Source organism: Vibrio sp. B172a, assembly GCF_030248355.1.
GTDB lineage: Bacteria > Pseudomonadota > Gammaproteobacteria > Enterobacterales > Vibrionaceae > Vibrio > Vibrio owensii.
In genome coordinates this window covers 14,000-39,890 of sequence record NZ_JAHGAC010000004.1, presented here as the reverse complement: position 1 = coordinate 39,890, position 25,891 = coordinate 14,000, and the positions used below count along the sequence as shown (strand labels likewise).

At 45.8% G+C, this 25,891-nt stretch carries 22 protein-coding genes and 1 other RNA gene; 11 read left to right on the top strand and 12 right to left on the bottom strand.

Going from position 1 to position 25,891, the window contains the following annotated elements; genetic code table 11:
- Positions 1-9 precede the first annotated feature (9 nt).
- The 3 genes from KIT90_RS06055 to KIT90_RS06045 all read left to right on the top strand — a co-directional run bounded on the left by KIT90_RS06055 (position 10) and on the right by KIT90_RS06045 (position 4,216).
- Positions 10-1,533 carry a Na+/H+ antiporter NhaC family protein gene (locus tag KIT90_RS06055; RefSeq protein WP_285375875.1) on the top strand — a complete coding sequence of 508 codons (1,524 nt, stop codon included), beginning with the start codon at positions 10-12 and terminating at the stop codon, positions 1,531-1,533.
- Between the two features lie 200 nt (positions 1,534-1,733).
- Positions 1,734-3,443, top strand: a complete 1,710-nt coding sequence (locus KIT90_RS06050) for a glycoside hydrolase family 19 protein (protein WP_020194993.1) — start codon at positions 1,734-1,736, stop codon at positions 3,441-3,443.
- Positions 3,444-3,622: 179 nt separating this feature from the next.
- Positions 3,623-4,216, top strand: coding sequence for a GPR1/FUN34/YaaH family transporter (locus KIT90_RS06045; RefSeq protein ID WP_009705589.1), 594 nt, complete (start codon positions 3,623-3,625; stop codon positions 4,214-4,216).
- A gap of 128 nt (positions 4,217-4,344) precedes the next feature.
- Here KIT90_RS06045 and KIT90_RS06040 read toward each other — a convergent pair whose 3' ends face one another.
- A complete protein-coding gene (locus KIT90_RS06040; protein WP_005440270.1) occupies positions 4,345-5,892 on the bottom strand; it encodes a sodium:alanine symporter family protein in 1,548 nt (515 codons plus the stop codon).
- A gap of 307 nt (positions 5,893-6,199) precedes the next feature.
- Positions 6,200-7,456 (bottom strand): D-amino acid dehydrogenase, encoded by a 1,257-nt coding sequence (locus tag KIT90_RS06035; protein WP_285375874.1) that lies wholly within the window; start codon positions 7,454-7,456, stop codon positions 6,200-6,202.
- Positions 7,457-7,562: 106 nt separating this feature from the next.
- On the opposite strand from KIT90_RS06035, the gene KIT90_RS06030 reads away from it, so the two are divergent.
- The 6 genes from KIT90_RS06030 to KIT90_RS06005 all read left to right on the top strand — a co-directional run bounded on the left by KIT90_RS06030 (position 7,563) and on the right by KIT90_RS06005 (position 14,147).
- Positions 7,563-8,465, top strand: a complete 903-nt coding sequence (locus KIT90_RS06030) for a LysR substrate-binding domain-containing protein (RefSeq protein WP_285375873.1) — start codon at positions 7,563-7,565, stop codon at positions 8,463-8,465.
- Positions 8,466-8,627: 162 nt separating this feature from the next.
- Positions 8,628-9,200, top strand: coding sequence for a DUF6795 domain-containing protein (locus tag KIT90_RS06025; RefSeq protein ID WP_039841875.1), 573 nt, complete (start codon positions 8,628-8,630; stop codon positions 9,198-9,200).
- Between the two features lies 1 nt (position 9,201).
- Complete coding sequence (locus KIT90_RS06020) at positions 9,202-10,344, top strand: lipase family protein (protein ID WP_038895991.1); 1,143 nt, start codon at positions 9,202-9,204, stop codon at positions 10,342-10,344.
- A 168-nt stretch (positions 10,345-10,512) separates the two neighbouring features.
- A complete protein-coding gene (locus KIT90_RS06015; protein WP_285375872.1) occupies positions 10,513-11,781 on the top strand; it encodes an O-acetylhomoserine aminocarboxypropyltransferase/cysteine synthase family protein in 1,269 nt (422 codons plus the stop codon).
- Positions 11,782-11,988: 207 nt separating this feature from the next.
- Positions 11,989-13,317 carry an aspartate aminotransferase family protein gene (locus KIT90_RS06010; RefSeq protein WP_285375870.1) on the top strand — a complete coding sequence of 443 codons (1,329 nt, stop codon included), beginning with the start codon at positions 11,989-11,991 and terminating at the stop codon, positions 13,315-13,317.
- Positions 13,311-14,147 carry a 3-keto-5-aminohexanoate cleavage protein gene (locus tag KIT90_RS06005; protein ID WP_285375869.1) on the top strand — a complete coding sequence of 279 codons (837 nt, stop codon included), beginning with the start codon at positions 13,311-13,313 and terminating at the stop codon, positions 14,145-14,147. The genes KIT90_RS06010 and KIT90_RS06005 overlap by 7 nt, the downstream gene beginning before the upstream one ends.
- Before the next feature lie 48 nt (positions 14,148-14,195).
- On the opposite strand, the gene KIT90_RS06000 is transcribed toward KIT90_RS06005, so the two are convergent.
- From KIT90_RS06000 to smpB, 6 genes are all read right to left on the bottom strand, one after another.
- Positions 14,196-15,563 (bottom strand): Na+/H+ antiporter NhaC family protein, encoded by a 1,368-nt coding sequence (locus KIT90_RS06000; RefSeq protein WP_045415715.1) that lies wholly within the window; start codon positions 15,561-15,563, stop codon positions 14,196-14,198.
- A 179-nt stretch (positions 15,564-15,742) separates the two neighbouring features.
- On the bottom strand, positions 15,743-16,318 hold the full coding sequence (locus KIT90_RS05995) for a DedA family protein (RefSeq protein WP_285375894.1): 576 nt from the start codon (positions 16,316-16,318) through the stop codon (positions 15,743-15,745).
- A 145-nt stretch (positions 16,319-16,463) separates the two neighbouring features.
- The gene (locus KIT90_RS05990) at positions 16,464-18,506 is read right to left on the bottom strand and encodes an FUSC family protein (protein ID WP_285375868.1); all 2,043 of its coding nucleotides are present in this window, start codon (positions 18,504-18,506) and stop codon (positions 16,464-16,466) included.
- A 95-nt stretch (positions 18,507-18,601) separates the two neighbouring features.
- Positions 18,602-19,498, bottom strand: a complete 897-nt coding sequence (locus KIT90_RS05985) for a LysR family transcriptional regulator (RefSeq protein ID WP_285375866.1) — start codon at positions 19,496-19,498, stop codon at positions 18,602-18,604.
- A gap of 124 nt (positions 19,499-19,622) precedes the next feature.
- Positions 19,623-19,990: a transfer-messenger RNA gene (gene ssrA / locus KIT90_RS05980) on the bottom strand.
- Positions 19,991-20,058: 68 nt separating this feature from the next.
- Complete coding sequence (smpB, locus tag KIT90_RS05975; RefSeq protein ID WP_005440253.1) at positions 20,059-20,544, bottom strand: SsrA-binding protein SmpB; 486 nt, start codon at positions 20,542-20,544, stop codon at positions 20,059-20,061.
- 118 nt (positions 20,545-20,662) lie between these two features.
- Between smpB and KIT90_RS05970 the strand changes: the two genes are divergently transcribed.
- Complete coding sequence (locus tag KIT90_RS05970; protein WP_005424743.1) at positions 20,663-21,106, top strand: SRPBCC family protein; 444 nt, start codon at positions 20,663-20,665, stop codon at positions 21,104-21,106.
- Positions 21,096-21,452, top strand: a complete 357-nt coding sequence (locus KIT90_RS05965; protein WP_005440246.1) for an RnfH family protein — start codon at positions 21,096-21,098, stop codon at positions 21,450-21,452. Before KIT90_RS05970 ends, KIT90_RS05965 begins: the two co-directional genes overlap by 11 nt.
- Before the next feature lie 56 nt (positions 21,453-21,508).
- Here KIT90_RS05965 and KIT90_RS05960 read toward each other — a convergent pair whose 3' ends face one another.
- The 4 genes from KIT90_RS05960 to recN all read right to left on the bottom strand — a co-directional run bounded on the left by KIT90_RS05960 (position 21,509) and on the right by recN (position 25,777).
- On the bottom strand, positions 21,509-22,774 hold the full coding sequence (locus KIT90_RS05960; protein WP_009705602.1) for an erythromycin esterase family protein: 1,266 nt from the start codon (positions 22,772-22,774) through the stop codon (positions 21,509-21,511).
- Between the two features lie 220 nt (positions 22,775-22,994).
- Positions 22,995-23,354 (bottom strand): outer membrane protein assembly factor BamE, encoded by a 360-nt coding sequence (gene bamE, locus KIT90_RS05955; protein ID WP_005440242.1) that lies wholly within the window; start codon positions 23,352-23,354, stop codon positions 22,995-22,997.
- A 247-nt stretch (positions 23,355-23,601) separates the two neighbouring features.
- Complete coding sequence (locus tag KIT90_RS05950; protein WP_285375864.1) at positions 23,602-24,084, bottom strand: GNAT family N-acetyltransferase; 483 nt, start codon at positions 24,082-24,084, stop codon at positions 23,602-23,604.
- 28 nt (positions 24,085-24,112) lie between these two features.
- Positions 24,113-25,777, bottom strand: coding sequence for a DNA repair protein RecN (gene recN, locus KIT90_RS05945; protein WP_009705604.1), 1,665 nt, complete (start codon positions 25,775-25,777; stop codon positions 24,113-24,115).
- Between the last annotated feature and the right edge of the window lie 114 nt (positions 25,778-25,891).

Sequence of the window (25,891 nt, the reverse complement as noted above, 5' to 3'; positions counted from 1 at the left end):
GGTATTGCTATGGAACAGGCAGAAGTTACCTCCCTCATCCCCATCATCATTACGTTAGTCCTCGCGTTAACTACAAGAAACGTTGTTGTCGGTCTTTTTGCCGGCGTTGTTAGCGGTGTGGCTATGTTAGAAGGCACATTCGTTGACAAAGGTCCGCTCGATTCGTTTAGCGCACTGATGAAAAGTTACCTGTTGCCGCAACTGACTGACAGTTACAATGCGGGCGTCATTCTTCTATTGGTTTTCATTGGTGGCTTTGTAGCCTTAATGGAGAAATCTGGCGGTGGCGTAGCGTTCGCTAAAAAGGTCACTCAATGGGTTGCTAGTAAATGCCAAGCGCAGCTTTCTGCTTGGTTTGGCGGCGTTGTTATTTTCTTTTCAGACCTTGGTACACCGTTAATTGTTGGCCCTGTCTTTCGTCCTCTTTTTGATAAACTGAAAGTCTCTCGCCAGAAACTAGCCTTTATCATCGATTCAACTTCATCCCCAGTGGCGATCCTCATCCCTTTCATCGGTTGGGGCGTTTACATCATGAGCCTGATTCAAAAAGAGTTTGCTGCACTGGATGTGGGTATCAGTGATTGGGATGCCTTTATTGGTGCGATTCCTTACCAGTTTTATGCCTTTTTAGCGATCGCGATTGTGCCGATTGTCTCTTTCTTCAAACTGGATTTTGGACCAATGGCGAAAGCCGAACAGCTTGCAGAGCAGGGTTCTGACTTTGGGAAAGTGCAAGATTCATTGAATGTGTTTGAGCATAAAAATGCAAAAACAAGTTTTGTTTGGGCACCGCTTCTCGTCATGCTTGTAGTGCTTTGTTCAATATTGGTTCCTCATGGTTTTCCATTTCAGAAAGTAGCAGGCTCAACTTTCCGTGCTGCACTGTCGTCGGCGTATTTCTTTGCTGCAATTACTTTGATCAGCCTGATGGCGTTTTATGGCGTGAGAAAGCTCTCTGATGGCATTCAGGTTTACCTAAAAGGGATGTCAAACATGATGTCCGTTGCGGTGATTCTAGTTCTCGCTTGGTCACTGAGTTCTGTCGGTAAAGAGCTTGGCGCTGCGGCCTACATTGCAGAGCAGGCACAAGCTGGCTTCCCTTACTGGTTATTGCCTGCCGTGGCTTTCCTATTGGCGGGTATTATCTCTTTTGCCACAGGGTCTTCGTGGGGGACTTTTGCCATCATGATGCCATTGGTCATTCCAACCGCAGTCGCGATTGATGCTCCATTGTTGGTGTGCATCGGTGCGGTGCTATCTGGCGGTTTATTTGGTGATCACTGTTCGCCAATTTCAGAAACCACCATCTTGTCCTCTACAGGAGCGGGGTGTGAGCAGTATGAGCACTTTAGAACCCAGTTGCCTTATGCTGTACTCAACGGCGCTATCGCCCTGACAAGCTTCCTCGTCGCCGGAGTAATGGCTTCTCCTGTAATTGTGCTGGTGGCAATAGTCGCGCAGTTTGCCATTTACTTGGTGCTCTCTAAGCAGCAATCTTCTCAGACGTTAGAGCAAGCAACAGCAGAGCAATAGCAATAAACGAGAGTGGGGGATTATCCCCCGTTTTCTTTTGAGTCGAGGTAACAGTTTTTGTGATACCCGCTGTGTAACAGTATTTATTTATGAAATTTGCGTCGCAGAATTAATTCACTTCACTCGGCGTTTTTTCTACATGATCCACTATGTGTCTAGTTATTCCTTGTATATTGTATTGTTAAATACGGAGATTAGACATGTTTGCACTCAAACATCTGCCTCTCGCATTGGGTTGTGTACTCGCTGCACAAGCTCATGCCAGCATGAATATCCAACCTGATCCACAAAATCCAAATGGTTACGTGATTGCTCGTGGCGACATCCAAGCTATGGAGCAAAGTAAAACCTCTGACCCTATGTATGCTATTTGGTCACAAGCGCTAGAGACTCGTCCAAATACGGTTGTTGAAGCGATTGTTCCAGGAGCAGCAAGCAATCCGGAAAACGTTAAGCGAGTTGAACGTGTCTTCCCTGAGAGCGAGTGGAACTTCCTTACTCAGATGGCGGCACCAGAGTATACGTACACACGTTTCTTGCGTGCGATCGGTAAGTTCCCTGCATTCTGTGGTGAGTACACCGACGGGCGTGATTCAGACGCGATTTGTAAGAAATCCATCGTGACAGCATTTGCGCACTTTGCTCAGGAAACCGGTGGTCACATTGCGGTTGATAACGTATCGGACAACCCACTTGCACTGGAAGAGTGGCAACAAGCATTGGTTCACGTGCGTGAAATGGGATGGTCTGAAGGTCAAGAGGGTTACACCACAGGTTGTGGTCAGAATGATTGGCAAAATAAGCGTTGGCCTTGTGAACCTGGTCAAGGGTATTTTGGTCGTGGTGCAAAACAGCTTTCTTACCACTTTAACTACGGCGCGTTCTCTGAAGTGATGTTCGATGGCGATGCATCGGTATTGCTGAAAAATCCGGGCCTAGTCGCTGACTCATGGTTGAACTTAGCTTCTGCGATTTGGTTCTTCTTAACGCCTCAAGCGCCAAAACCAGCAATGCTTCACGTGATTGATCGTACTTGGGTACCATCTCAGCGTGAAATTGATGCGGGTATTGGCTACGGCTTTGGTACCACGATCAACGTCATCAACGGTGGTATTGAATGTGGTGAGCAAAACAAAGATAAAGGTCAGCCTGTTAACCGCATTCGTTACTGGGAAGGTCTAGCGGCGCACTATCAGATTCCTATCGAAGCAGATGAGACCAATACCTGTTGGCAACAAACGCCTTACGGTAGCTTAAACCTTAACGGTGCCACTGACGTGCTTTACACCAACTGGGATGGTAACTGGAAGTACTACTCAGATCGCCCAGGCGGTCACTCATTTGAATGTGAGTTGGTTGGCTTCCAAACCGCCTATTCAGCGCTAGTGGCTGGTGATTACGAGAAGTGTGTTACTAACTTCTACCAATCTCATGCAGGTTGGCCTGAAGTTCGCGTTGTCGATAAATTAGACCCAGTCGATCCGGTTGACCCACCTGTAGGCGGTGTTGCTGCATGGGATGCAGGCAAGGTTTATAACACGGGCGACCAAGTCTCTTACAAGGGGGCGGTATATGAAGCGAAGTGGTGGTCACAAGGCAATGAGCCTACTAAAGGTGACCCTTGGAAATTGGTCTCAGGTACGCCAACAGAGCCACCAGCGACTGAACCGCCAACGACTGAGCCTCCTGTAACAGAACCACCTGTTACCGAGCCGCCAGTGACAGAGCCTCCGGTTACTGAACCACCAGTATCGGGTGACTTTATTGCATGGGAACCAGGTGTGACTCAAGTGGCTAATGGTGACAAAGTGACTTATCAAGGCAAATGCTTTATCGCGAAAAATGGACCGGGAGTATGGGAATCACCGACACAGAGTAATTGGTTCTGGGATGAGATTTCTTGCCAGTAATTGAACAATAAATAGTCTAACTATCTATAAAGACTCTGCTTTTTAGCAGGGTCTTTTTTTATTCGTTTGGTTGCTTGTTTGTGCAATCTAAGTTTTCAATAACGTCTTTTCTCTTTTGTTTTTGAGTCCATTAAAATTCGCGCGCAATTTTTATCAACATTTTTGAAAAGGTAATGTACATGTCTACAAAACTGGCTAACCCAGCGCCACTAGGTCTAATGGGTTTTGGTATGACTACCATCCTGCTAAACATCCACAACGCAGGTTTCTTCCCAATGGATTCTATGATTCTGGCTATGGGCATCTTTTACGGTGGTCTAAGCCAAGTACTTGTTGGCATGATGTGCTTCAAGCGTGGTGACACGTTCGGTACGACTGCATTTACTTCTTACGGTCTATTCTGGCTAACACTAGTTGGTCTAATCGTAATGCCTTACATGGGTCTTCCAGCAAGCCCTGCACACTTCATGGGTTGGTACCTACTACTATGGGGTATCTTCACTGGCTTCATGTTTATTGGTTCTCTATGCTACCCAGTAGCGAAGCAAGTAGTATTCGGTTCTCTTACTATCCTGTTCTTCCTACTAGCGGCACGTGACTTCACTGGTAGCGAGCTGATCGGTACTATCGCTGGCTTTGAAGGTATCTTCTGTGGCGCGAGCGCAATCTACTTTGCAATGGCTCAAGTACTAAACAACGAATACGGCCGTACCGTACTTCCTGTTGGTGAAAAGCAAAAGCCACAAGTTGCTACGCAAGAAATCGCTGCATAATCGCTCCGAATTGAATGCAAAAGAAAAGGGTTAGCCACTGGCTAACCCTTTTTTAATGTCCGTTGTTCGGACCACTGCTTTTTCTTATATACCTGCCAACCTATTGGGGGAGGATGCTAAGTGAAGCATTAGGTAGATGGTTGCTCTACCGTTTCTGTTGTATCGCTGTCTGCGGTTGGTGCTTTACCTGTTTTGCGCTTGTACTTCTCTTCCCAGTAAGTCGCGCCTTTAATACCAAGCGCTACTGGGTTGAACGTAAACTCGGTCACACCACGTTTCTGTTGCTCTTCGTAGTCAGCCAGTGCTTTTAGTGCAGGCTTCGACATGAAGAAGATGATCAGAATGCCGACAATGTTCAGCCATGCCATTAGGCCTACGCCCACATCACCCATTGCCCACGCAAGATTCGCTGTCTTAACCGTACCGTAGAATACCGCTGAGATAAGAATGACCTTCAAGATAAACATCAGACCGTTTACTTTCACAGTGCGACGGATGTACGCAATGTTGGTTTCTGCGATGTAGTAGTACGCCAGAATTGTTGTGAAGGCGAAGAAGAATAGCGCAATTGCGATGAATGGCTTACCTACGCCTGGTAGGGCACTCTCAATCGCCATTTGCGTAAACACAGGGCCATTCGCACCGATATCCGCTGGAAGGTTCTGTACTAGGAACGCGCCTTCTACTGCACCGTGAACGTTGTATGCGCCAGTGATAAGAATCATAAACGCCGTTGCTGAACACACTAGCAGTGTATCGATGTAGATTGAGAATGACTGAACAAGACCTTGCTGTGCTGGGTGATCAACACTTGCCGCCGCTGCTGCGTGAGGACCAGTACCTTGACCTGCTTCGTTAGAGTAAACACCACGTTTTACACCCCAACCAATCGCAGCACCAATACCTGCCATTGGTGTAAATGCATCACCAATGATCATGCCAACGATGCGTGGAATCTCACCGATGTTAAGTAGGATGATAACGAAAGCCGTGATGATGTAAGCCAACGCCATGAATGGAACCACAATTTGAGTGAAGTTCGCGATGCGCTTTACGCCACCAAAAATGATGAAGGCAAGAATGACACAGACAACCGTACCAGTGAAAATTTTAGCGAAACTGAAGGTACCAATAGCGGTTTCAATCATGTCACCTGAGCCAAATGCTGCTTCTACTGCGTTACCAATACTGTTCGATTGAACGCCAGGAAGTAGAACACCACATGCAAAGATGGTTGCGATAGCGAAGATCCATGCGTACCACTTCTGACCCATTGCTTTTTCGATGTAGTAAGCTGGACCGCCGCGGAATTCGCCTTCGTCTTCTTCTTTATATATCTGTGCGAGTGTTGATTCTGCGTATGCCGTTGCTGCACCAAAGAAGGCAACAACCCACATCCAGAATACTGCACCAGGGCCACCGAAGCCGATAGCGGCAGCAACACCTGCAATGTTACCTGTACCTACACGGCCAGATAGTGAAACGGCCAAAGCCTGAAATGATGAAATCCCCTTGGTTGAACTCTTACCATTAAGTAGCAAGCGCCACATTTCAAAGAAGTGACGAATCTGCACAAAGCGCGTCATGATCGAGTAGAACAAACCAGCGCCAAGACACAGATAGATCAGTGCCGGACTCCAGATAATTCCATTCAGAAAATCAACTAATGACTGCATGAGTATTTTCCCTGTTTGTTATGGTTGTGGTTGTTTTTCGTACAACACATTACCCTTTTTTGTAATGCAATTGTTAACCTTTTTAACTAAAAATCCCTTGTAGCGTGATGGTGGGCACAGAATGGTTAAATATTGTTAAAAATTGGTTCTTGTTATGTATCTGTGTGGTTTTTATTGGAAATAACAATGAATTGATTGAATATGCAGCACATTGTCATGAAAATGTGCTGCGAGAGATGAAAGTCATATCTTCTGAATGCTATTCAACTTGTGGAGTAATACACTATTTGAAATGGTTTGCAGGTGTTTAGGCGTAACGACTCAGGTTCAATTCTGAGTGATTTGTCACTTTGGGAACGGCGTTCATGATGACGTCTGTCAGTATCTGAGCTGAGCCACAAGCCATAGTCCAACCGAGCGTGCCATGCCCTGTGTTCGTAAATAAATTCTCGTAAGGTGTTGTGCCAATAATAGGCGTACCATCGGGTGTCATAGGGCGAAATCCACTCCAAAACTCGGCTTGAGTAAAATCGGCGCTTTGCGGAAACAGATCTCGAATCACCATTTCAATCGTATTTTTGCGTTTTTGCGGTAACGAAGGATCAAAGCCAGCAAGCTCTGCGGTTCCTGCGACGCGAATGCGGTCATCAAAACGCGTCATTGCGACCTTATAGGTTTCATCCATGACGGTAGAACGAGGCGCAAATTGCTCACATTCAATTGGCACCGTCAGTGAATATCCTTTGACGGGATAAACAGGAATGTCGATCTCAAGCTGTTTGAGTAACGCTGTAGAATAGCTGCCAGAGGCAAGGACAAACTGGTCTGCTTTAAACAAACCACGGTCCGTTTGGACACCCATGATCTTTTTGCCTACAGTAACCCAATTACTCACCTCCGTATTGAATTCAAACCTTACGCCACGGGCTTTTGCTAGCTCTGTTAACTGTTGGCAGAATTGAAAACAATCACCCGTTTCGTCATCAGGTAGATATAACCCACCGACCAATTTTTCTTTTACTAATGCCAATCCTGGCTCTTGCTTGATGCACTGTTCGATATCCATTAACTGAAAACGTGTACCGCTTTGCTCTAACAACTCAAGATCTTTCTCTATGGCATCGAGCTGCTGTTGAGAGCGAAATACTTGCAAGGTGCCTAACTGACGCCCTTGGTATTCAATCGCATGGTCACGGCGCAACTGCTCCAGACACGCACGGCTATGATTGGCGATAGACAGCATTCGGGCTTTGTTGATTTGATAGCGGGACAAAGTGCAGTTTGACACCATTTGCGTTGCCCAACGGATAAGCTCCGGGCTGAGAGATGGTTTTATTTTGAGTGGTGCATGCTCTTCAGTGAGCCACTTTATGGCTTTGAGTGGAATCCCCGGCGCAGCCCATGGCGAAGAGTAACCATAAGAGATTTGTCCGGCGTTAGCGAAGCTGGTTTCCATCGCACTGCTTGGCTGGCGATCGATCACGGTCACCTGATAGCCTGCCTGAGATAAATACCAAGCCGAGGTTAATCCGATAACACCACTGCCTATTACGATGACTTCCATTGATGCGCTCCACACATTTTTGATGTTGCGCAGTTTCTCTTCTTTACCTTTTGTTAACAATCGATATAAATTACATTCAGCGTTTAGAAAACCTATAGGCTCAAAGATGAAAAGCAGTGTCGTTAGCGGATTGTGGTTATTCAGCCAAGTGGCGGAACACAGCAGCTTTACCAGTGCTGCAAAGGCATTGCACCTAACGACGGGGGCGATCAGCCAGCAAATCATTCAGTTAGAAGAACAGCTCGGTTTTAATTTGTTTGAACGCCACTCGCGCGGAATTCGACTGACGCCTAAAGGATTACAGCTGTATCAATCTTCACAATTTCACTTCTCCGAACTAGGAAAGGCACTTCAAGAGCTGCAAATTGAAAAGCCCCACAATGAAATTCGCCTCAAACTGACGCCTTCTTTTGCATTTAAATGGTTAGTTCCACGCCTCGAAAGCTTTCATCTTGAAAACCCCGATCTCCAAGTGCAGATTTTTGCCGAGGGAGCACTAGTGAATAGTGAGCTAAAGGACTATGACGTTGCGATAGACTACGGTTCTCATCCCTATCGAGATAAAAGCGCTGAGCGGATTCTCAATGAGCAACTTCTACCGGTGATGAGCCCAAAATACCTTGAGGATCATAGGTGGCTAAAAACTCTTAAAGCGTCACCAGAACAATGGCGAGACGCGACATTACTGCACGATGCTATGCCATGGGATAAGGCTCCGCGTGACTATGAATGGCTGTACTGGGCATCAAGCATGGGGTTCGATTTCAAAACAGAGGTAGGGCACTTCTTTAATCGTACGGATATGGCAATGTCTGCTGCCGAAGCTGGGGTGGGGATAGCAATGGCGCGTATGGCGCTGGTGGAAGATGAACTTGAAAGCGGTCGCTTAGTCTCGCCATTTGAACCTGTGGATGCTAACGCAGGATACTACCTGATTATTAATACCAAAAGTGAGCCTACAGCACGATTTAGACGTTGGCTTTTGCAGCAAGTCCAATCATCAATGTAGAGAGATAATTGGCACAAGTGTTTAAGAAATAATAAAAATAAATTTCTTAATTACATGATACTTCGAATTGCTTCCCACAAATTGTCTTCCGTTTATTAACTCCTCTCACTCTGTCTTCTTTTTCCATATCATCCAAAAATTAATCAATAGATGAGAAAGACTATGGCTAAAAGAATCTCTCTTATGTTGGCCCTAGCTCTATTTTCGGTAGGAGCAAGTGCAATGTTTTGGCCGTTCAAAAAATACGATGTGGAAATGTCTCCGGATGTGCGTGGTGTTATCAAGCTTGATGGCGTGCCGCAGGCGGGGTTGACGGTTCATCGAGACTTATTCTATGAAGGTTACAAAGACGGAAAAAAAATATCTGATGAAGCAATAACAGACTCAAGTGGGGAGTTTTATTTCCCCGAGTTTCTAGTCCGTTCTAAGGCACCTAGAGATGTTTTCGGGCAGAACTTCATCATAGCTCAAGAAATATATACCTACTCCGAAGGCAAGGAAGTTTATCTTTGGAACGCCACTAAGTATGCCAAGCCTATCCCTCTGGCATCTCAATTATTGTTATCACTTAACTGCGAGTTAAGACAAGAAGAGCTTAATTATGAACTGAGAGATCCTCAAAGTGGGGAGCGATTATATTTGCCTTTAACCTCTGTTTGTCGCTGGGAAGGATTAGAGGGATATACAAATGAGCAATTAATCGAAAAAACAGATAATTTAACGCCAGAGGATTAAGATGAGTACATTATCTCCTGTTATTGCATCAGATATTGCAAGTGCTGCGTATCAGGCAAGGTTGAAAAGAAAGAGTATTTCTCTACAAAATAGCACCAAGGTTCATTTTAAGTTTGATGTTAATAACGTTATATCTGGAACGTCAGGAGGCTTTTTCTATCGCCCTTCCTCTGGTTTTCTAATAGCGGGGTTGGGCGTGAGTGAGGTCTATAAAAGAGACATCGTCTTTTCTTTTAGAGGAACTAAAACTCTCGCCGACATCTTGACCAATGTGACTGCAAATGCAAAAGGCACACAATCAGGAGAGCTAGTGCACAGTGGATTCCAAGGAACTTTGAATTCCATGATCCCTGAGATTAAGTCATTTCTAAAAAGAAGCCAGTCATGTGAAGTTTTAAATATCCATTGTGTAGGGCATAGTCTTGGTGGCGCTCTAGCTACTTTGGCGGCGAACTGGCTGAAATCATCTTCAGAAATTAGCGCAAAAGTTCACCTTTATACATTTGGTGCCCCTAGAGTGGGCGGAAAAAACTTTTCTATGAATGCAACTCAGCGTGTCGATAGTATTTTTCGATGTGTGAATGGGGGAGATCCTGTACCGAAAGTTCCGGTATGGCCTTTCTATCATGCTCCATACAATGGGATTGAGTATCTAGCTTGTAGGCAGCAAGGCTTGATTCCTTCAGCTCATGATCTCGCTCGTTATGCTAAATTAACGGACTTCCAGAGCTGGGAAAAAATCTATTCTCAAAAGGTTGCGAATGCTTTGGAGAGAGTCGTATTGAACTATAGAAATCGACTTGAAGTGAAAACTAATGATTTTTGGGCAGACAGAATATCAGCTGCAATATTAACATTGCTAATAGATGGAGGTCTTGCTTCATTTGTCTTTGGTGCACAAGCTCTAGGTGCTGGCATTGCAACTATCTACGATGCTATAGCTCGTTCAATGGTAAAAATCTCAGAGCTTTCTAGTGAATTTGCAGATCGTGTAAAAGGCTTACTTGGCCATATGTTGGTGTTTGCGGGCAAAGGTGCACAGATCGCTATTAAGTTTACTTATTCCTTTATCCGTTGGGTATTCGAACTGGTTTTAGGCAAATTAAATAAAGCAGTGAAAGCTGCACTAAAAACTAGCTTTTAGTCTTCAATTAAATCGCCTCATTCGAGGCGATTTTGTTTTGTGTTATTCATATCTGAATAAGTTCTTTCTAAAACCAATCCTCTCCCTGTGACTTGAGCTACTTTTCTTTGCTGAAAAAATCGGCAATATAAAAGAATAACCATTCACTCAATAGTTCAGGGAAGATGCATGAAAGACGAAACACTCTCGATCCATTTTGGCTACGAAACCGACCCAACAACCAAATCAGTTGCGACACCGATTTACCAGACGGTCGCGTATGAGTTTGATAATGCTCAGCATGGTGCCGATCTCTTTAACCTCGAAGTTCCAGGCAATATTTACACCCGTATTATGAACCCGACCAATGACGTGCTGGAAAAACGTATGGCAGCACTAGAAGGTGGTATTGCTGGTTTGGTTGTCAGTGCAGGCAGTGCGGCAATTAACTATGCCATTCTCACGCTCGCGCAAGCCGGCGATAACATCGTTTCTACTCCTCAGCTATACGGCGGCACTTACACTTTATTTGCGCATATGTTGCCGAACCAAGGTATTGAGGTACGTTTTGCCAAGGATGACAAACCTGAAAGTCTCGCGGAGCTTGTCGATGAGAATACCAAAGCGGTTTACTGTGAAAGCATTGGTAATCCGGCTGGCAATATCATCGACCTTGAACGTGTTGCTGAGCTGGCTCATGCGCAGGGCGTACCTGTGATTGTCGACAATACGGTCGCAACTCCTGTGCTATGTAAACCAATCGAATTTGGTGCAGATATCGTGGTGCATTCGCTGACTAAGTATGTGGGTGGTCACGGTACGACATTAGGTGGCATCATCATTGATTCGGGCAAGTTTCCTTGGGCGCAGCACAAAGATCGTTTCCCTGTATTTAATCAGCCTGAACCTTCTTACCACGGCGTGGTTTACACCGAGGCATTTGGAGAGGCAGCGTTTATTGGCCGTGCTCGCACCGTTCCTTTGCGTAATACTGGTTCTGCTTTGTCACCGATGAATGCGTTTATGTTGATGCAGGGGCTGGAAACGCTGTCGCTGCGTATGGAGAGACACACTGAAAACGCACTCAAAGTTGCGGAATACTTAAGCCAGCACGATAAAGTGAGTTGGGTAAGTTACGCAGGCTTGTCAGATTCTGAGTTCTATCCATTGGCAGAGAAATACATGCAAGGTAAGCCCTCGGCGATTTTGTCGTTTGGTTTAAAAGATGGTTACGAGGCAGGTGTACGTTTTTACGATGCGCTTAAGATCTTCAAGCGACTGGTGAACATTGGTGATGCGAAGTCGCTTGCTTGTCATCCTGCATCAACTACTCACCGACAGTTGAGTGAGGCGGAGCAAAAGCAAGCAGGAGTCTCTCCAGAGATGATTCGTTTGTCTGTCGGCATTGAACATATCGATGATATTCTGGCTGATTTAGAACAAGCTCTGAACGCGTAATTATACTTTTCAACAGAGCTTTTGGTTACCCATAGGCCAGCCTTACTAAAAGCTGGCCTTATTTCTATAAGGTACTTATTTATAATGATTTTTGAGTATTTGGGTTACGGTATTCCAAATGCTCATGATGGTGTACTTTTCTTACCTTGCGTATAAGTCTCATCTTACTGACTATGCTTAGAAAATAGTCACTAGGAAGGGACGCTCATGTCTTACGTGTTTCACCGTCATTGCCACGCCAAATTGCCCACTATCGCCAGAGGAGAAGGGGTTTACCTGTTCGATAATCAAGGCAACCAGTACCTCGATGCTTGCGGCGGTGCTGCTGTTTCAAACCTTGGGCATAGCCACCAAGCTGTTAAACAAGCCATGCTCGACCAAATCGAAAAAGTGCCTTTTGCTCACACGGGCTTTTTTACTAGCGAAGCTAGTGAGCAGTTAGCTGAGTTGATTTGCAAGCAAATGCCATCACAATTCAATCACGTCTACTTAGTCAGTGGAGGCTCTGAAGCGGTTGAATCTGCGCTAAAGATGGCAAGGCAATACTTTGTGGAATGTGGCAAACCTGAGAAAAAGCAGTTTATTGCCCGTCAACAAAGCTACCACGGTAATACGCTTGGTGCGTTGGCTGTTGGTGGTAATGAATGGCGGCGCGAACCTTTTAAACCCATTTTGCACCCAAGCCATCATATTGCGCCGTGTTATGCCTATCGTTATCAAAGAGAAGATGAGTCAGAGCTCGATTATTCACTGAGAGCCGCCAATGAGCTTGAAGCTAAAATTTTAGAACAGGGTGCAGATAACGTCATGGCGTTTGTTGCAGAGCCAATAGTTGGCGCAACAGCGGGCGCAGTACCTGCCACTCAAGGTTACTTCAAACGAATACGAGAGATTTGCGATCGCTATGATGTGTTGCTGATCATGGATGAGGTGATGTGTGGCGTCGGGCGCAGCGGTAGCTTTTTTGCTTTTGAACAAGAGCACGCCGTCCCAGATTTAGTCTGTATGGCGAAAGGTTTAGGGGCGGGTTATCAACCTATCGGAGCCGTTGTTGCCAATGATAAAGTCTATCAGGCGATTGCGTCTGGCAGCGGCTTCTTTCAGCACGGGCATACCTTTATGGCGCATCCTGTTGCGTGCGCAGCTGCCGTTGCGACCATTCATACCATCGGTGACCAAAAGCTCCTGCAAGCCGTCAATCAGCAAGGGGCGATGTTAAAAAGAGAGCTCGAATCGGCGCTTTCAGACCTCCCGTATATTGGGGATATTCGTGGTAAAGGGTTGTTTCTTGGCATTGAGCTTGTCGCAGACAAAGTAAGTAAAACACCGCTGCCTAATTCAACTTTGGCAGACAAAAAAATCAAGCAAAAAGCGATGGCAAATGGACTGATGTGCTACCCAATGGGCGGCACGATTGATGGTGTAAATGGGCATCATATCCTTCTTGCCCCACCTTTTATCATCGAACGAAGCCACATTGACGAGCTGGTGGAAAAGCTCACTCGTACACTTAGAGAGGTGTCGCAAACATGGTAGTGAACTCCCAAACTAAAAGAGCTCGAATCGCGATTATTGTTGCGCCCAATGGGGCGAGAAAAACTAAGCAAGACCATGCTCAATTGCCGATGACTATTGAAGAAATGGTTGCCGATGCGAAAGCATGTCAAACGGCAGGGGCTACCATGATCCATTTGCACGCGAGAGATGCGCAAGGCAGGCATTCTTTAGAGGTTGATGACAACTTAGAAATCTACCACGCGGTGAAAGCTGCGGTGGGGGATTCGATGATTGTTCAGCTCACGACTGAGGCTGTTGGGATGTATTCGCCACAACAGCAAATGGCGCTGATCAAAGCGGTAAAACCAGAAGCCGCTTCTTTTGCTTTACGTGAACTGATTCCTGATGAGCAGAGTGAGGAGCAAGGTTTTGTCTTTTTTGATTGGGTTGCTGAACAGGGTATTCTCAGTCAAATCATTTTGTATGATCAGGCAGACATAGAGCGTTATTTTTCCCTACGAGAGCGAGGCGTTTTACCCAAGCACAACCAACACGCGTTAGTGGTACTTGGCCGTTATCATGAGGCTCAACAATCTTCGTCATGGGATTTACGGACACTGCATTTGGAGCGCTTTATCGAAGAGAACGTTAGGTGCGCCGTGTGTGCGTTTGGCGCGAGAGAGCAAGACTGTTTAACCCATGCAATGTTACTGGGATTGGATGCTCGGGTAGGCTTTGAGAACAACCATTTGAGTTCGGATGGTCAACTCGCGAAAAGCAATGCAGAGCAAGTTCGGCGATTAAAAGAGCTTTGTGAATTACTCGGTGTACCACAGCATGATGCAGAAAGTTTTCGAGAGTCCATTTAGTCACGCATACAAAAAAGGCTCCAATAGGAGCCTTCTTCAAATTTATTTTTAGCTTTCAGTCTGAGGAACAGGCTGACGTGCCGGATGCTTGATAAACACCGCTACGATTGCTGCAATTGCAAGTGCGAAACAGTAGTAAGAGTTCGCGACAACTTCCAGTGGAGAAAGGTTAAATACCGAACCCAATAGCAGAACTTGCGCACCGTATGGCAATACACCTTGGATAACACACGAGAAGATGTCCAACAAACTTGCAGAGCGACGCGGTGAAACGTTGTTCTCTTCTGCCAGCTGACGAGCCACGCTACCTGATACGATGATGGCAACGGTGTTGTTAGCGGTACAGGTATTTACCATCGAAACCAGACCAGCAATACCTAGTTCGCTTGCACGGCCATTTGCTTCTTTCGAGTGGTTAGAACCAAACGTACGGATGATGCCGCTCACTAGATTAGTCAGGAACGCTAGACCACCTTGGCGACGCATAAGCTCACTCAAGCCACCAATCAGCATAGATAGCAAGAAGATCTCTTGCATGTTGCCAAAGCCTGAGTAGATGTCTTGTGCGAAGTTGGTTAGACCGTAATCATCGATAGAAGACAAGCTCACGCCACCCGCTAAAACGATACCAATAGTAAGCACGACAAACACATTCATGCCTGATACAGCAAGGATAAGAATCGTCACATATGGCAGCACTTTCAGCCATTCAATAGGACCAGTTTCTGGTACTTGAGTTGCTGTGCTGTTGAAGGCAAAGATCACAAGCGCCACCAGTGCTGCTGGTAGTGCGATACGGATGTTCTCTTTGAACTTGTCCTTCATCTCACAGCCTTGAGAACGGGTTGCCGCAATGGTGGTGTCTGAGATGATCGAAAGGTTATCACCAAACATTGCGCCGCTAAGTACTACACCAGCAGTCAATGGAAGGCTCATACCTGCCGATTGAGCAATACCCAGAGCAACAGGCGCAACTGCAGCGATGGTGCCCATTGAGGTGCCCATTGCCGTCGCGATAAACGCAGAAATCAGGAAGATACCCGGCAAGATCATGCTAGTTGGAATCGCAGATAGACCAAGGTTAACGGTCGCATCTACGCCGCCAGACGCTTTTGCTACCGCAGCAAAGGCACCAGCAAGCAGGTAGATCATACACATCGCGATGATGTCTTGATGACCAACGCCACGCATAAAGTGTTCGATAGAACGATTGAGTTTGTCTTTGCTTAAGATGAGCGCAAGGATCACCGCAGGCAATACCGCGATAGGCGCTGGCAATTGGTAGAACGCGAAATCAACGCCTTGCAAAGATAAGTAAGTGCCCACGCCAATAAACAGCGCAAGGAATAGCACTAAAGGTAAAAGTGCGACCGCTGATGGTGCGATTGCTTTATTAGAATTTTTAGAACCAGACATGTGAACGACAACATAATCAATAAATAAGGCGAGCAGACTAATCTGACACCAAAGACTTGTCAACGTCTAGACGTCTAAATGGCTGGTTATTTTTAATCGAAAAGACCAATAAAAAAGGCTCACATAACATATCTTATTGATACCGTGAGCCTTTGTGGAATTATATTGGTTTAGAGCATTTACGCTTTTTTTCGTTTGAGAAGCGCGAAGATCATCAGTGAGAACAGCAGTGCTGCGCTAGACCAAACCACGTAGCGATGAGCGGTATAGAACTGGCTAAGGACGCTCAAATGCTCAAACGCGAAGTTGGTGAGTAAACTGAACACGGCAACCCAAATGGTGGTTGCAAGCGCGTTACCTAATAAGAACTCTTTGCGCGGCATCTTAGCAATACCGCAAGCAAGCGGCATGAACTGCTTCATCCCTTCCACGAATCGGCTAACAACCAAACAAGCAGGACCATACTTCTGAATCGTACTTTGTAGCTTCTGCATTTTGGGGCCAGAAATATAGCCTTTCTTGTCTAACCAACCTTCAAAGTAATAGCCAATCAGGTAGCCGCACGTGTTGCCAAAAAAGCAACTCAACCAAGAGACTATCATCACTAGGCTAAGGTTCATGACATGCTCAGATGAAATGATAGACGCCGCAATCATCAGCGATTGCCCCGGCATCGGAATACCAATGCCTTCAAGAAAGATGCTGACGATAAGGGCGAGATAGCCATATTGCTCAAGCAGAGGCTTCATCGCCATCAATAGTTCATTTATGTGTTCCAAACGCTTTCCTCTAACAAAAGTGGAACGAAGCTGGAGTGATACTCCTGTTAGTTAGCTTGGTCAATCGACGTTGTTCTCAGTCAGTGAAATCTGACACGCCGTTGATAATAGTGCTGCGTATTTAGTCTTTTAGGTTACGCCTTACTAAGTCGTGCATTTGCTTAATGGTCATCAATGCTAACCAGATGATCTCTTCGACAGAGCGCTGTCCTGCGGTCGAGGAGGGATGATTGGCATCGGTTTTATTGCTCAGTGCTGGAAGCTCATGAACACGATTGTCACGAATCGTACTGATCAACGCATCCATCGCATCATGAATCAGACGTTCGACTTGGAGTGAGCCTTGGTAGTGGGTGCCCGTTCTCACTAGAGGGATAAGCAAGCTGAGGTAGTGACTCAACAAGCGATAATGGCTCAACATATCTTCATAATAATGCGGATCGGCGCGAGTGTGTCTCGGCTCTTGCTGCATCTCGTTGTAAATCAGTTCAAGGTCGCTTTCAGCAGTGAGCATAGCGGCACGTTGCTTAGTGAGCGCCATATGATCACGTTGCTCTGTGTTGACTTGTAACTGCTCATAGCAATACACAAATAAGCTCTTTGAACTATCGAGTGCTTTTAATGCTTGGGTATGAATCTCCTTGCCTCGCCACTGTGGCCACAATAAACCATAACCGAGTAGGACAATTGCGCCACCGATGACATTGTCGATCAAGCGCGGAGCGGCAAAGTCGAGCCCTTGGTGTGCCATAGTCTGATAAACCAAAATCAACAGTGCGGTAATACAGCCAATCGCCAGCGAGTAATGACGCATAATATTGAGCATTGCGACAGGTAATAGGACAGCTATTAACACAAACAGGATGGTCGTTGGTACGCCAAGATGAATCAAGGAGGTGGCGAACAGTACCCCAAGCGCCGTACCTAAACAGCGTTGCCAAGTTTTACTTCGGGTTGCCAAGAAGCTCGGCTGAATGACCATCAACATGGAAATCAACACCCAATCCGGACGAATCAATTCAAAGTATTCGGCAATCCCAGCACCAAGAGCAAACATCAAACCAACGCGAGTCACGTGGCGCCAAATCGGGTTGCCTCGACTCGGTAAACGAAAAGACAACTCGAATGGTTGCACCTCAAAGGAGCGTTCATAAGCGGGTTCATTGAGCTCAATACGACGAGAAATATGCTTGACCGCATATGCCCAGTAGCGAAAGCGAGGTTGGTCTTCTAGCTTCACCGCCTCAATCAAATCATGAGCTTCCTGTTCTAGTGAGCTCAAGTGTTCCATCTCTTCATGCGTGTTATGCAAAAGCTGCTTGGCTTTGTGTCTTAATCTTTGCTGACAGTGTTGGCTCCAAACCAAGAGCAGATCTCGTTTCGGTTTACTGGATTGAAATTGCTTGAGCAGATCAGGATTGCTTGTATGGCTGCTCAAGATGACTTCAAATGTATCGAGCGCCAAAAACAAAGCCTGACGCAGAGAGTTGGCGTCTTCATGTTTCGAGCGAAAAGATTCTGATTGTAGCGCTTGTTGGAACAGTTCAATCAACTGATATTTGATGCGCCGTTTCGGGGCATCGTTTTCGCTTCCAAGCAAGAAAGCCTGGCGATATTGAATGTAGTCCGCTAGCGTCTCGTAAATCGCAGAAAGACAAACACGCAACGCGTAATGTTTCCATAAAGCAAACCAAAGCCAACTGAACAGCGAAAAAGTGAGTGGCCCCAACACCAACATAGGATAGAGGCCCACTACCGCACTGGAATTATGCAGCGACAAGCTCACGACCGCGATCAGCAAGCTCGACATGCCAAGACGTCCCCAAAACGGACCATTCACTGCTGTACTCGCCAATACTGCTCCCATCGCGCCGTAAGTCAGCCACAGCGGTAAGCCCATATTCAGCAGAGCATAACTGATGACGAGCGTAATGCTCCACGTAAAAGCGGTAATCGCAAAGCGTGTCCAGCGCCTAGGGCCAGCAGTGTCTAAACCACTGATCAATGCTGCGGGCATGGTCATTAAAGCCGTCATGGAGAGATTGATTTGGTTGAATAGCACACCCAACCCCATGAACAGAACAATCGCGCTGGTGGCACGCAAACCAAGGTTGATAGAAGGGGAGTACCAGATTTTACGCAGAAAGGCAGGAGATAACGTCATAAACCCTCAGTACAGTTGGCAACCCCTTCAGTGTAACGCGAATATCTTTAGATGTGCTGGCTTCAACCACAGATTGAAAAATTGAAGCGGAGTCGTTACTTAATCGACGCATCTCCAAGCTGAGTAAATAGCCAATCATTGAACAGCGATACTTTTCGCGCTGCGAGACGGTAGTTCGGCACAAATACGTAATAGCCATAATGGCTATGCATACTCAATTGTTGGATGTGGTGGACCTCATCTCTCGACATCGCCTGTTGCACCATAAAATCAGGCAGAAGAGCAAGCCCTTTGCCAAGCTTTACCGCTTCATAAGAAAGATAGAAATGCTCATGACCGATGGGGTGATAATGAATCGCGCTTTGCAGAGATTGTTCTAGTTTGAACTGCTCCCACAACTGCGGGCGTGTCGTTTGAGGAATAAAAGCGAAATCCGTAATCGACTGTTTGTCGTTACACGTTGAAGAACTTGATGAGCCCGTTAGCAGCAGCGTTTCTTGACGCAACAATCGACCATGTTCGTAGTGACTGGAGAGAGGAAGGCAGCGGATGGTGATGTCGCTGTCTACATCCAACTGATTTACTGGACCATCACTGGTGCGAACTTTAACGCGGATATCAGGATGGATTTGATGGAATGCATCAATGTTTGGCACCAACCACAAACTGGCGAAAGAAGGCGTAACATCGACTACCAATAATTCTTGCTCTGTGTCCGTTTGGATCAAGCTTGCCGTCGCATGTTGGATGATCTCCAACGCTTCAGTTACCTTGGGTAAGTAACGTTTTCCCTCTTCGGTGAGCTCAATACCGTTGATACCACGTTGAATTAAAGGCAGCCCAACCAGTTGCTCTAGCGTCGCAATCTGTTTACTCACGGCACCTTGAGTTACGCACAAACTCTCTGCCGCTTTAGAAAAGCTCAGCTGGTTAGCAACTGCGACAAAGGTTCGAAGTGCACGAATAGAAGGGTATTCACGGCCTTTTAGCATAAACTCATGTCCATTGATGAATGCTTAACCACAGACTAAGAGATTTTGGCGAGGAATCAAAGCGATGAGTTGAGGGGAGATACAAAAAGGGCCAACTCTTTCGAGTTGGCCCTTTCCAAACGTTTGGTGGAGCTGGCGGGAGTTGAACCCGCGTCCGAAAACCTTTCATCATTGGTACTACATGCTTAGTCGATCTTTAAATTCACCATCCACCTGCGAACCGACACGCTAGTAAATGACTATCCTGAATTAAAATTCGCCGTTCATCTCTCAGGCGGGAGAATCCGGGCTAGCGCGTTTGGGTTTGATCCCTCGTTGGTCCCCGTCTTACGTGCGGAAGCTAGGGCGAGAGAGCTCTGAGCAGGTTATTAAGCTGCTAGTGCGTAGTTTTCGTCGTTTGCGACTATTTTTTTGCGGTTTGTTAACGAGGCCTACCGCACCTCGGCATGCACCTCAGACTTCTGAATTCCCGTCGAATCCTAAATCAGCCCCAGAGGTAATATCGGCATAGTAACAGAAAAGCCTAAGCTGTCCAGTACTATGCGTCTAAGTGGTCAAGTTTAACGCAGTGAACTCTTCATCACGCGTGCTTTTTCACGAGCCCAATCTTTTTCTTTCAGATCGGTACGTTTGTCGTGAAGCTTCTTACCTTTCGCTACACCGATCTTGATCTTCACCCAAGAGCGAGACCAGTACAGTGACAATGCGGCTAGCGTCATACCTTCACGGTTGATGCGACCAAGAAGGTTGTCGAGTTCACGACGACTCATTAGTAGTTTGCGCACACGTGTAGGGTTTGCGACAACGTGAGTTGATGCTTGATTAAGAGGAGTGATGGTCATTCCGCTGACAAAAGCCTCTCCGTCACGCATGAAAACGTAGCTTTCAGCGATATTGGCTTTACCTTGGCGAAGTGCTTTCACTTCCCAGCCTTGTAGCTCCAAGCCTGCTTCAATTTCATCGTCAATGAAGTATTCGTGGCGAGCTTTTTTATTAAGCGCGATAGTGTTGCTACCCGCTTTTTGTTTTGATTTTTTCTTTACCATAATGGCCTCATTATACGGGTTGGGTATACGTTAGGAAATCCTTTTATTTGCGCTATCGTCGAATAAAAGTAAAATTGGCACAAGTCTTAAACTTGTACGCGTATCGATAGGAGTGTGTATGAAGCAAATCAGCCGTTCTGCTTTGGTGTCTTTTAGTGCAGAGCAGATGTTCGATCTGGTCAATGATGTTTCGAAGTATCCTGAGTTTCTACCTGGTTGTTCAGGTTCACGAATCATTGAGTCTTCGGGCGAAGGTATGGTGGCTTCTGTCGACGTGGCGAAAGCAGGTATCAGCAAGACGTTTACAACTTCTAATGAACTTATTCCTGGTCAAGCGATCATGATGAATCTGGTGGATGGTCCTTTTAAGACCCTTCGTGGTGGATGGATCTTTACCGCACTTGATGAGCAGGCTTGTAAAGTTGAGCTGAAACTTGAGTTTGAATTCTCAAGCAAAATGATTGAGATGGCTTTTGGCAAAATCTTTAATGAGCTAACCAGCAACATGGTAAACGCTTTTACTAAACGTGCGAAACAGGTGTACGAGTGCTATGAGTATTGAGTCGGACATGATTCATGTTGAGGTGGTGTATGCACTTCCTCAGGAGCAGCGTGTGTTCAATTTGGTTGTAAACAACCAAGCAACGGTCGAAGAGATTATTCGTCAGTCAGGTGTACTTGAATTGTACCCAGAGATTGATTTGAAGAAGAATAAAGTCGGCGTTTACAGCCGCAACGTTCGACTAGATGCGACGGTTCGAGACAAAGACCGAATCGAAATCTACCGTCCATTACTGGCGGATCCAAAAGAGATTCGCCGTAAACGAGCTGAGCAAGCAAAAGTGGCAGGAAATGCAGATCCTGTGACGGGCGGTAAGCCAAACTCTTTGAGAAAATCAGCGGAATAACGCTCGTAGATATAAAACAAAACCTCCCAACTGGGAGGTTTTGTCATTTCTGGCGCTTATCTTGGCGAATCTATCGAACTCGGGGTTTCTGTTCTGGTGTAGATAATCCCTTCCGCTAGGTCGTTGGCGTAGCTTAGAGGTTGGTAAATGATGCTATCTGGGTGTTTTAACCCGGCAATATCTTCCATTTTAATAAAGGCATTTTCGACGCCATTTTGTGCCAAGAGTTTCTCCACACTTCCCATCTCACGAGTTGAAAAATGAGGAATAGCCCTTAGCTCTGGATCGGATTCCATTGGAGTGATATATCCATCTTCGAAGGTATGAATCAAGCTGTACACTTCATTTGGGTCTACTTGTTGGCGCAGATGCCAAAATGCACCGGTGCTGTCATGCCATGCACCAACGTAGTTACTTATGTGGACGTTGTGGCCCCAAGCGAGAATGCTTTTACCTGGTAACCACTCTTTCTGTAGCCATCGTAGGTTGTCGGCTTGCATGACTTCATCAGGGTTGTAGGTATCAAACCAACGACTTTGCACATGCGCTTGCATGCTTTTGACTATCTGCAACCAGAAGGTGGCGTATTCACGAAAATCTTGCCTTTGCTCCAATGGAGGTAGGAGTTGTTCGGCTTTCATTTGAGACATCACAGAGTTAAGAGATGCAAGTTGATTGATAAATGCTTGCTTCGCGCTGTGGTCTGGCTCGGCAAAATACCAAGGGCACATCATTGCCTCGCCGTTGGTGATAAAGCTTGCCCAATCTAGGTTAATCAATTGGTGCTTCTCTGCGAATGTTTGCATTTCTGGCAGCATGGTACTGCAAGCAGGGTCGCTGCTGTGTCTGCCATCAAATGCAACATAATACAAAGGCTTGTCAGTAAACGCTTGTTGCTCAACGTACTCGTATAACGGGTAGATTTCTGGAGTTTCTGAGTAGAGGAACATGAAAGAGTAGAGCATGGCGTCTCGTACATCGGTGATTTCTCCATCCATCAAGCGTTGCCACAAGCGAAGTCCGTCATACAGGCCACTCTCCATTGCAAGAACATCGATTTCACCAGATTGATGCAAGTATTTGGTAATACGAGATTTCAACTTGTAGCCTTGTGCTCCACCATGAGTCGCTTCACCGAGGCCAATAAATGATTTACCAGCTACAGCTTGCCTGATGGGTTCAAGGTCTGAGTCATCCGCATGATTAAACTCCAAACTGTTGATATGGGAGGTTATAGCGATTTGTTCTTTCGAATCGTCATCATCACAGCCAAGCAAAAGGAGTGAAGAGATGGCGAGTAGACCATAAGACATTGCTTTCATTTTCGTGTTCCTTGCATGAACCATTACTCCATTCAGATTAAATGTGAGTGGTTGCATAAAAAAATGCTCAGCAAGAGGATTTGCGAGTCCATTCAAACAAAGCGATGAAGGGAGAGTAAGAGGGAAAATAAAGCTGTGAATTAGGGAGTTAGAGTGAGTGACAAGCAATAAAAAAGCCTCCATGAGGAGGCTTTAGGAATACTGCGAAAATAAAGGTTGTTTACTGAATCTTCTCGTAAAACGCATCGCTTTTCGGGTAATCGCCAGTGAGATCTGCCAGCGTACCTTGATCGTTAAATTGAACGATCAGATCTTTCTGTACGGAATCACCGTGACCTGGTGTGTGATGGTAAATGTAGTACCACGTGTTCGGGTAGCCATTTTCAACCAACATAGGTGAACCAAGAACGTAGCGAACCTGTGCTTTAGTCATCCCAAACTTTAATTTATCAACCGCACTTTGTTCTACATAGTTGCCTTGGTTGATATCAATACGATAAACCAGTCTTTCCAATACCGAACATCCTGTCAGCAATGTCATTGCTAATGGTACGGCAACTAACCACTTCTTTAATTGCATAATAATTTCTTAGTAACCTTTAAAATACTGCGCTGATAATAAACAAGCTCGACGCAGATGTAAAAAGCTATGCGTCGTATGGTAGGAAATCTGACAACGAATTTTGAGTTGAGTTGCATTTATTCGCTGATATTGCACGCTAAATGACAGAACATGACTCACAAATTCGCTTAAACCGAGAACTGAACAGTTTGTCACGCACAATAATGGCATGTTTGTCAGGCCTATGAAGGAGAAAATTCAGTGGTTATTTGGCTTGTGAAAACTCAAGTAGAGTATCGCCGGAAAAGCGATAGTACTCTTTCTCGTTGACTCGCTCAGCACCAATCGATTGGTAAAACCGACCTGCGATAGGATTTGTGCTTTCTGCTGTCCAATCTAATCGATGACAACCATGATTGATAGCAAGAGACGCGAGATATTTCATCAGCTTTAGTCCTACGCCTTTCCCTCGCGCAGAAGAGGACACGAATAGGTCCTTCAAATACATTTGACCGGAGAGTTTCGGTGCAGGAAACATCACGGTGTAAGTCGCAAACCCCATTATGGTGTCGTTATTGTATGCAGCAATAACTTTGACGCCAGAGTACTCTGAAAAGACTTTGTACTTGAGATAATGTGCCAACTCTTTCTCTGTGGCTGCCTGTTCTTTGAAGTAGTACTGCTCTAATTCGGTAAAAATGGGGATGAGATCTAAGCAGCTTTCATGGTCGACTGTCCTGATATCCATATTTCATCCCCTTATTAAGGCTAAGTCGTTAAGCTGCAATAAGCAGTTCTTTTGCGTTTGCCAATGTAGAGTCAGTGATTTGGCTACCTCCAAGTAAGCGAGCGAGTTCTGCCACACGTTGCTCTTCATCCAGTGAGCGCATTTGTGTTTCAGTTTGGCCACTTTTGGTGTGTTTCGCGACAAACATCTGTTGGTGACCACAACCAGCAACTTGCGGCAAGTGGGTAACACACATGACTTGGGTCGATTCACCTAGTTTGCGTAGCATCTTGCCAACTACGGCCGCTGTTGGGCCACTGATACCTACGTCCACTTCATCGAAGATCAAGCTTGGTGTGTCGACTTTTTGAGCGGTGATTACTTGGATCGCTAAGGAGATACGCGATAGCTCACCACCAGAAGCGACTTTAGCGATAGGCTGCAATGGCTGACCTGGGTTGGTTGAAACCAAGAAGCATACGCTGTCCATGCCCAGTGGAGATGGATGCGCGTTTTCGTTGTTCACTTCGATGCTGAACACGGCTTTTTCCATGCTCAACTCGTGCATGCTTTGCGTGATCAGCTTGTTCAATTCTTTAGCATAACGGCTGCGTGATTTGTGCAGTTTTTCTGCTTGAGTTAAGAAGCTTTGGTATTTCTGTTCCACTTCTTGTGCTAATTCATCCAAGCGTTCATCAGAGCAATCTAGTGCTTCAATTTGTGCTAGCAGATCTTGATGGTGTTGGTAGAGTTCATCCGGCATCACATGGTGTTTGCGAGCCATCGACATCACTTTAGAAAAACGTTCTTCGACATAAGCCATGCGACCTGGGTCGACATCAATGCCGTCAAGGTAGCTGCGAAGTTCGTTTTTGGTTTCTTCTAGTTGGATCATTGCCTCTGACAGCATGTTTGGCAGTTCAGCTAATTTCTCATCTAATTCCGCTAATTGGATTAGGGAGTGATTGGCCGATTGCAAAATACCAAGCGCATTGACTTCTTCACCTTCGTAAATAAGTTCGATGGCTTGCTGGCAGGTAGCGGCAAGTTCACCGCTGTTGGACAGTCGTTTGTGCTCTTGCTCGAGCTCTGCAAATTCTTCTTCACCTAGCGATAACTCATTCAGTTCTTTGATTTGGTATTCAAGCAACTGTTTTTGTGCCTGGTTTTGCTGGCTGTTCTCTTTTAGTTGCTTAAGGTTATTGTCTGCCTGACGCCAATGCTGGTAAGCACTGCGTGTGCTTTTTAATAAGTTTAAATGTCCTGCATATTGGTCAAGCATGGCCATTTGATGCTCGCTTTTCATCAGTTGATGATGAGCATGCTGTCCATGGATGTTGATCAACAACTGCCCAAGAGATTTGAGTTGCGAAAGTGGGACTGGGCTGCCGTTGATGAAGGCTCTAGAGCGGCCTTCTTTAGTGATGATGCGACGCAAGATACATTCGCTGCCATCCAGCAGGTCGTTATCTTCTAGCCAACGCGTTGCGTGTAGATTGTTGTCCAGTAAAAAGGCTGCGCTGACTTCTGTTTTTTCTTCGCCTTGTCGCACCATGCCTGCATCGGCACGTCCGCCTAAACAAAGACCTAATGCATCAATTGCAATAGATTTACCTGCGCCTGTTTCACCAGTGATGGTGGTCATGCCCTTTGAAAGCTCGAGCTGTAAAGATTTAACAATCGCAAAATTATTAACACTTAGATGAGCCAGCATTTTTATTTACCTGTATAACTGAACAACACTGTATAAGAAAACAGTATATACTGTTTCTTTATACAGTAAAGGTGGGTTAGGTATTTTTTCTCAAAGAAGCGATTTTTTGTGAGG

What these genes read in the sequence shown, in the direction of transcription:
- KIT90_RS06055 (WP_285375875.1), top strand. Translation starts at nt 10, where the DNA reads ATGGAACAGGCAGAAGTTACCTCCCTCATCCCCATCATCATTACGTTA.
- KIT90_RS06050 (WP_020194993.1), top strand. Translation starts at nt 1,734, where the DNA reads ATGTTTGCACTCAAACATCTGCCTCTCGCATTGGGTTGTGTACTCGCT.
- KIT90_RS06045 (WP_009705589.1), top strand. Translation starts at nt 3,623, where the DNA reads ATGTCTACAAAACTGGCTAACCCAGCGCCACTAGGTCTAATGGGTTTT.
- KIT90_RS06040 (WP_005440270.1), bottom strand. Translation starts at nt 5,892, where the DNA reads ATGCAGTCATTAGTTGATTTTCTGAATGGAATTATCTGGAGTCCGGCA.
- KIT90_RS06035 (WP_285375874.1), bottom strand. Translation starts at nt 7,456, where the DNA reads ATGGAAGTCATCGTAATAGGCAGTGGTGTTATCGGATTAACCTCGGCT.
- KIT90_RS06030 (WP_285375873.1), top strand. Translation starts at nt 7,563, where the DNA reads ATGAAAAGCAGTGTCGTTAGCGGATTGTGGTTATTCAGCCAAGTGGCG.
- KIT90_RS06025 (WP_039841875.1), top strand. Translation starts at nt 8,628, where the DNA reads ATGGCTAAAAGAATCTCTCTTATGTTGGCCCTAGCTCTATTTTCGGTA.
- KIT90_RS06020 (WP_038895991.1), top strand. Translation starts at nt 9,202, where the DNA reads ATGAGTACATTATCTCCTGTTATTGCATCAGATATTGCAAGTGCTGCG.
- KIT90_RS06015 (WP_285375872.1), top strand. Translation starts at nt 10,513, where the DNA reads ATGAAAGACGAAACACTCTCGATCCATTTTGGCTACGAAACCGACCCA.
- KIT90_RS06010 (WP_285375870.1), top strand. Translation starts at nt 11,989, where the DNA reads ATGTCTTACGTGTTTCACCGTCATTGCCACGCCAAATTGCCCACTATC.
- KIT90_RS06005 (WP_285375869.1), top strand. Translation starts at nt 13,311, where the DNA reads ATGGTAGTGAACTCCCAAACTAAAAGAGCTCGAATCGCGATTATTGTT.
- KIT90_RS06000 (WP_045415715.1), bottom strand. Translation starts at nt 15,563, where the DNA reads ATGTCTGGTTCTAAAAATTCTAATAAAGCAATCGCACCATCAGCGGTC.
- KIT90_RS05995 (WP_285375894.1), bottom strand. Translation starts at nt 16,318, where the DNA reads ATGGCGATGAAGCCTCTGCTTGAGCAATATGGCTATCTCGCCCTTATC.
- KIT90_RS05990 (WP_285375868.1), bottom strand. Translation starts at nt 18,506, where the DNA reads ATGACGTTATCTCCTGCCTTTCTGCGTAAAATCTGGTACTCCCCTTCT.
- KIT90_RS05985 (WP_285375866.1), bottom strand. Translation starts at nt 19,498, where the DNA reads ATGCTAAAAGGCCGTGAATACCCTTCTATTCGTGCACTTCGAACCTTT.
- smpB (WP_005440253.1), bottom strand. Translation starts at nt 20,544, where the DNA reads ATGGTAAAGAAAAAATCAAAACAAAAAGCGGGTAGCAACACTATCGCG.
- KIT90_RS05970 (WP_005424743.1), top strand. Translation starts at nt 20,663, where the DNA reads ATGAAGCAAATCAGCCGTTCTGCTTTGGTGTCTTTTAGTGCAGAGCAG.
- KIT90_RS05965 (WP_005440246.1), top strand. Translation starts at nt 21,096, where the DNA reads ATGAGTATTGAGTCGGACATGATTCATGTTGAGGTGGTGTATGCACTT.
- KIT90_RS05960 (WP_009705602.1), bottom strand. Translation starts at nt 22,774, where the DNA reads ATGAAAGCAATGTCTTATGGTCTACTCGCCATCTCTTCACTCCTTTTG.
- bamE (WP_005440242.1), bottom strand. Translation starts at nt 23,354, where the DNA reads ATGCAATTAAAGAAGTGGTTAGTTGCCGTACCATTAGCAATGACATTG.
- KIT90_RS05950 (WP_285375864.1), bottom strand. Translation starts at nt 24,084, where the DNA reads ATGGATATCAGGACAGTCGACCATGAAAGCTGCTTAGATCTCATCCCC.
- recN (WP_009705604.1), bottom strand. Translation starts at nt 25,777, where the DNA reads ATGCTGGCTCATCTAAGTGTTAATAATTTTGCGATTGTTAAATCTTTA.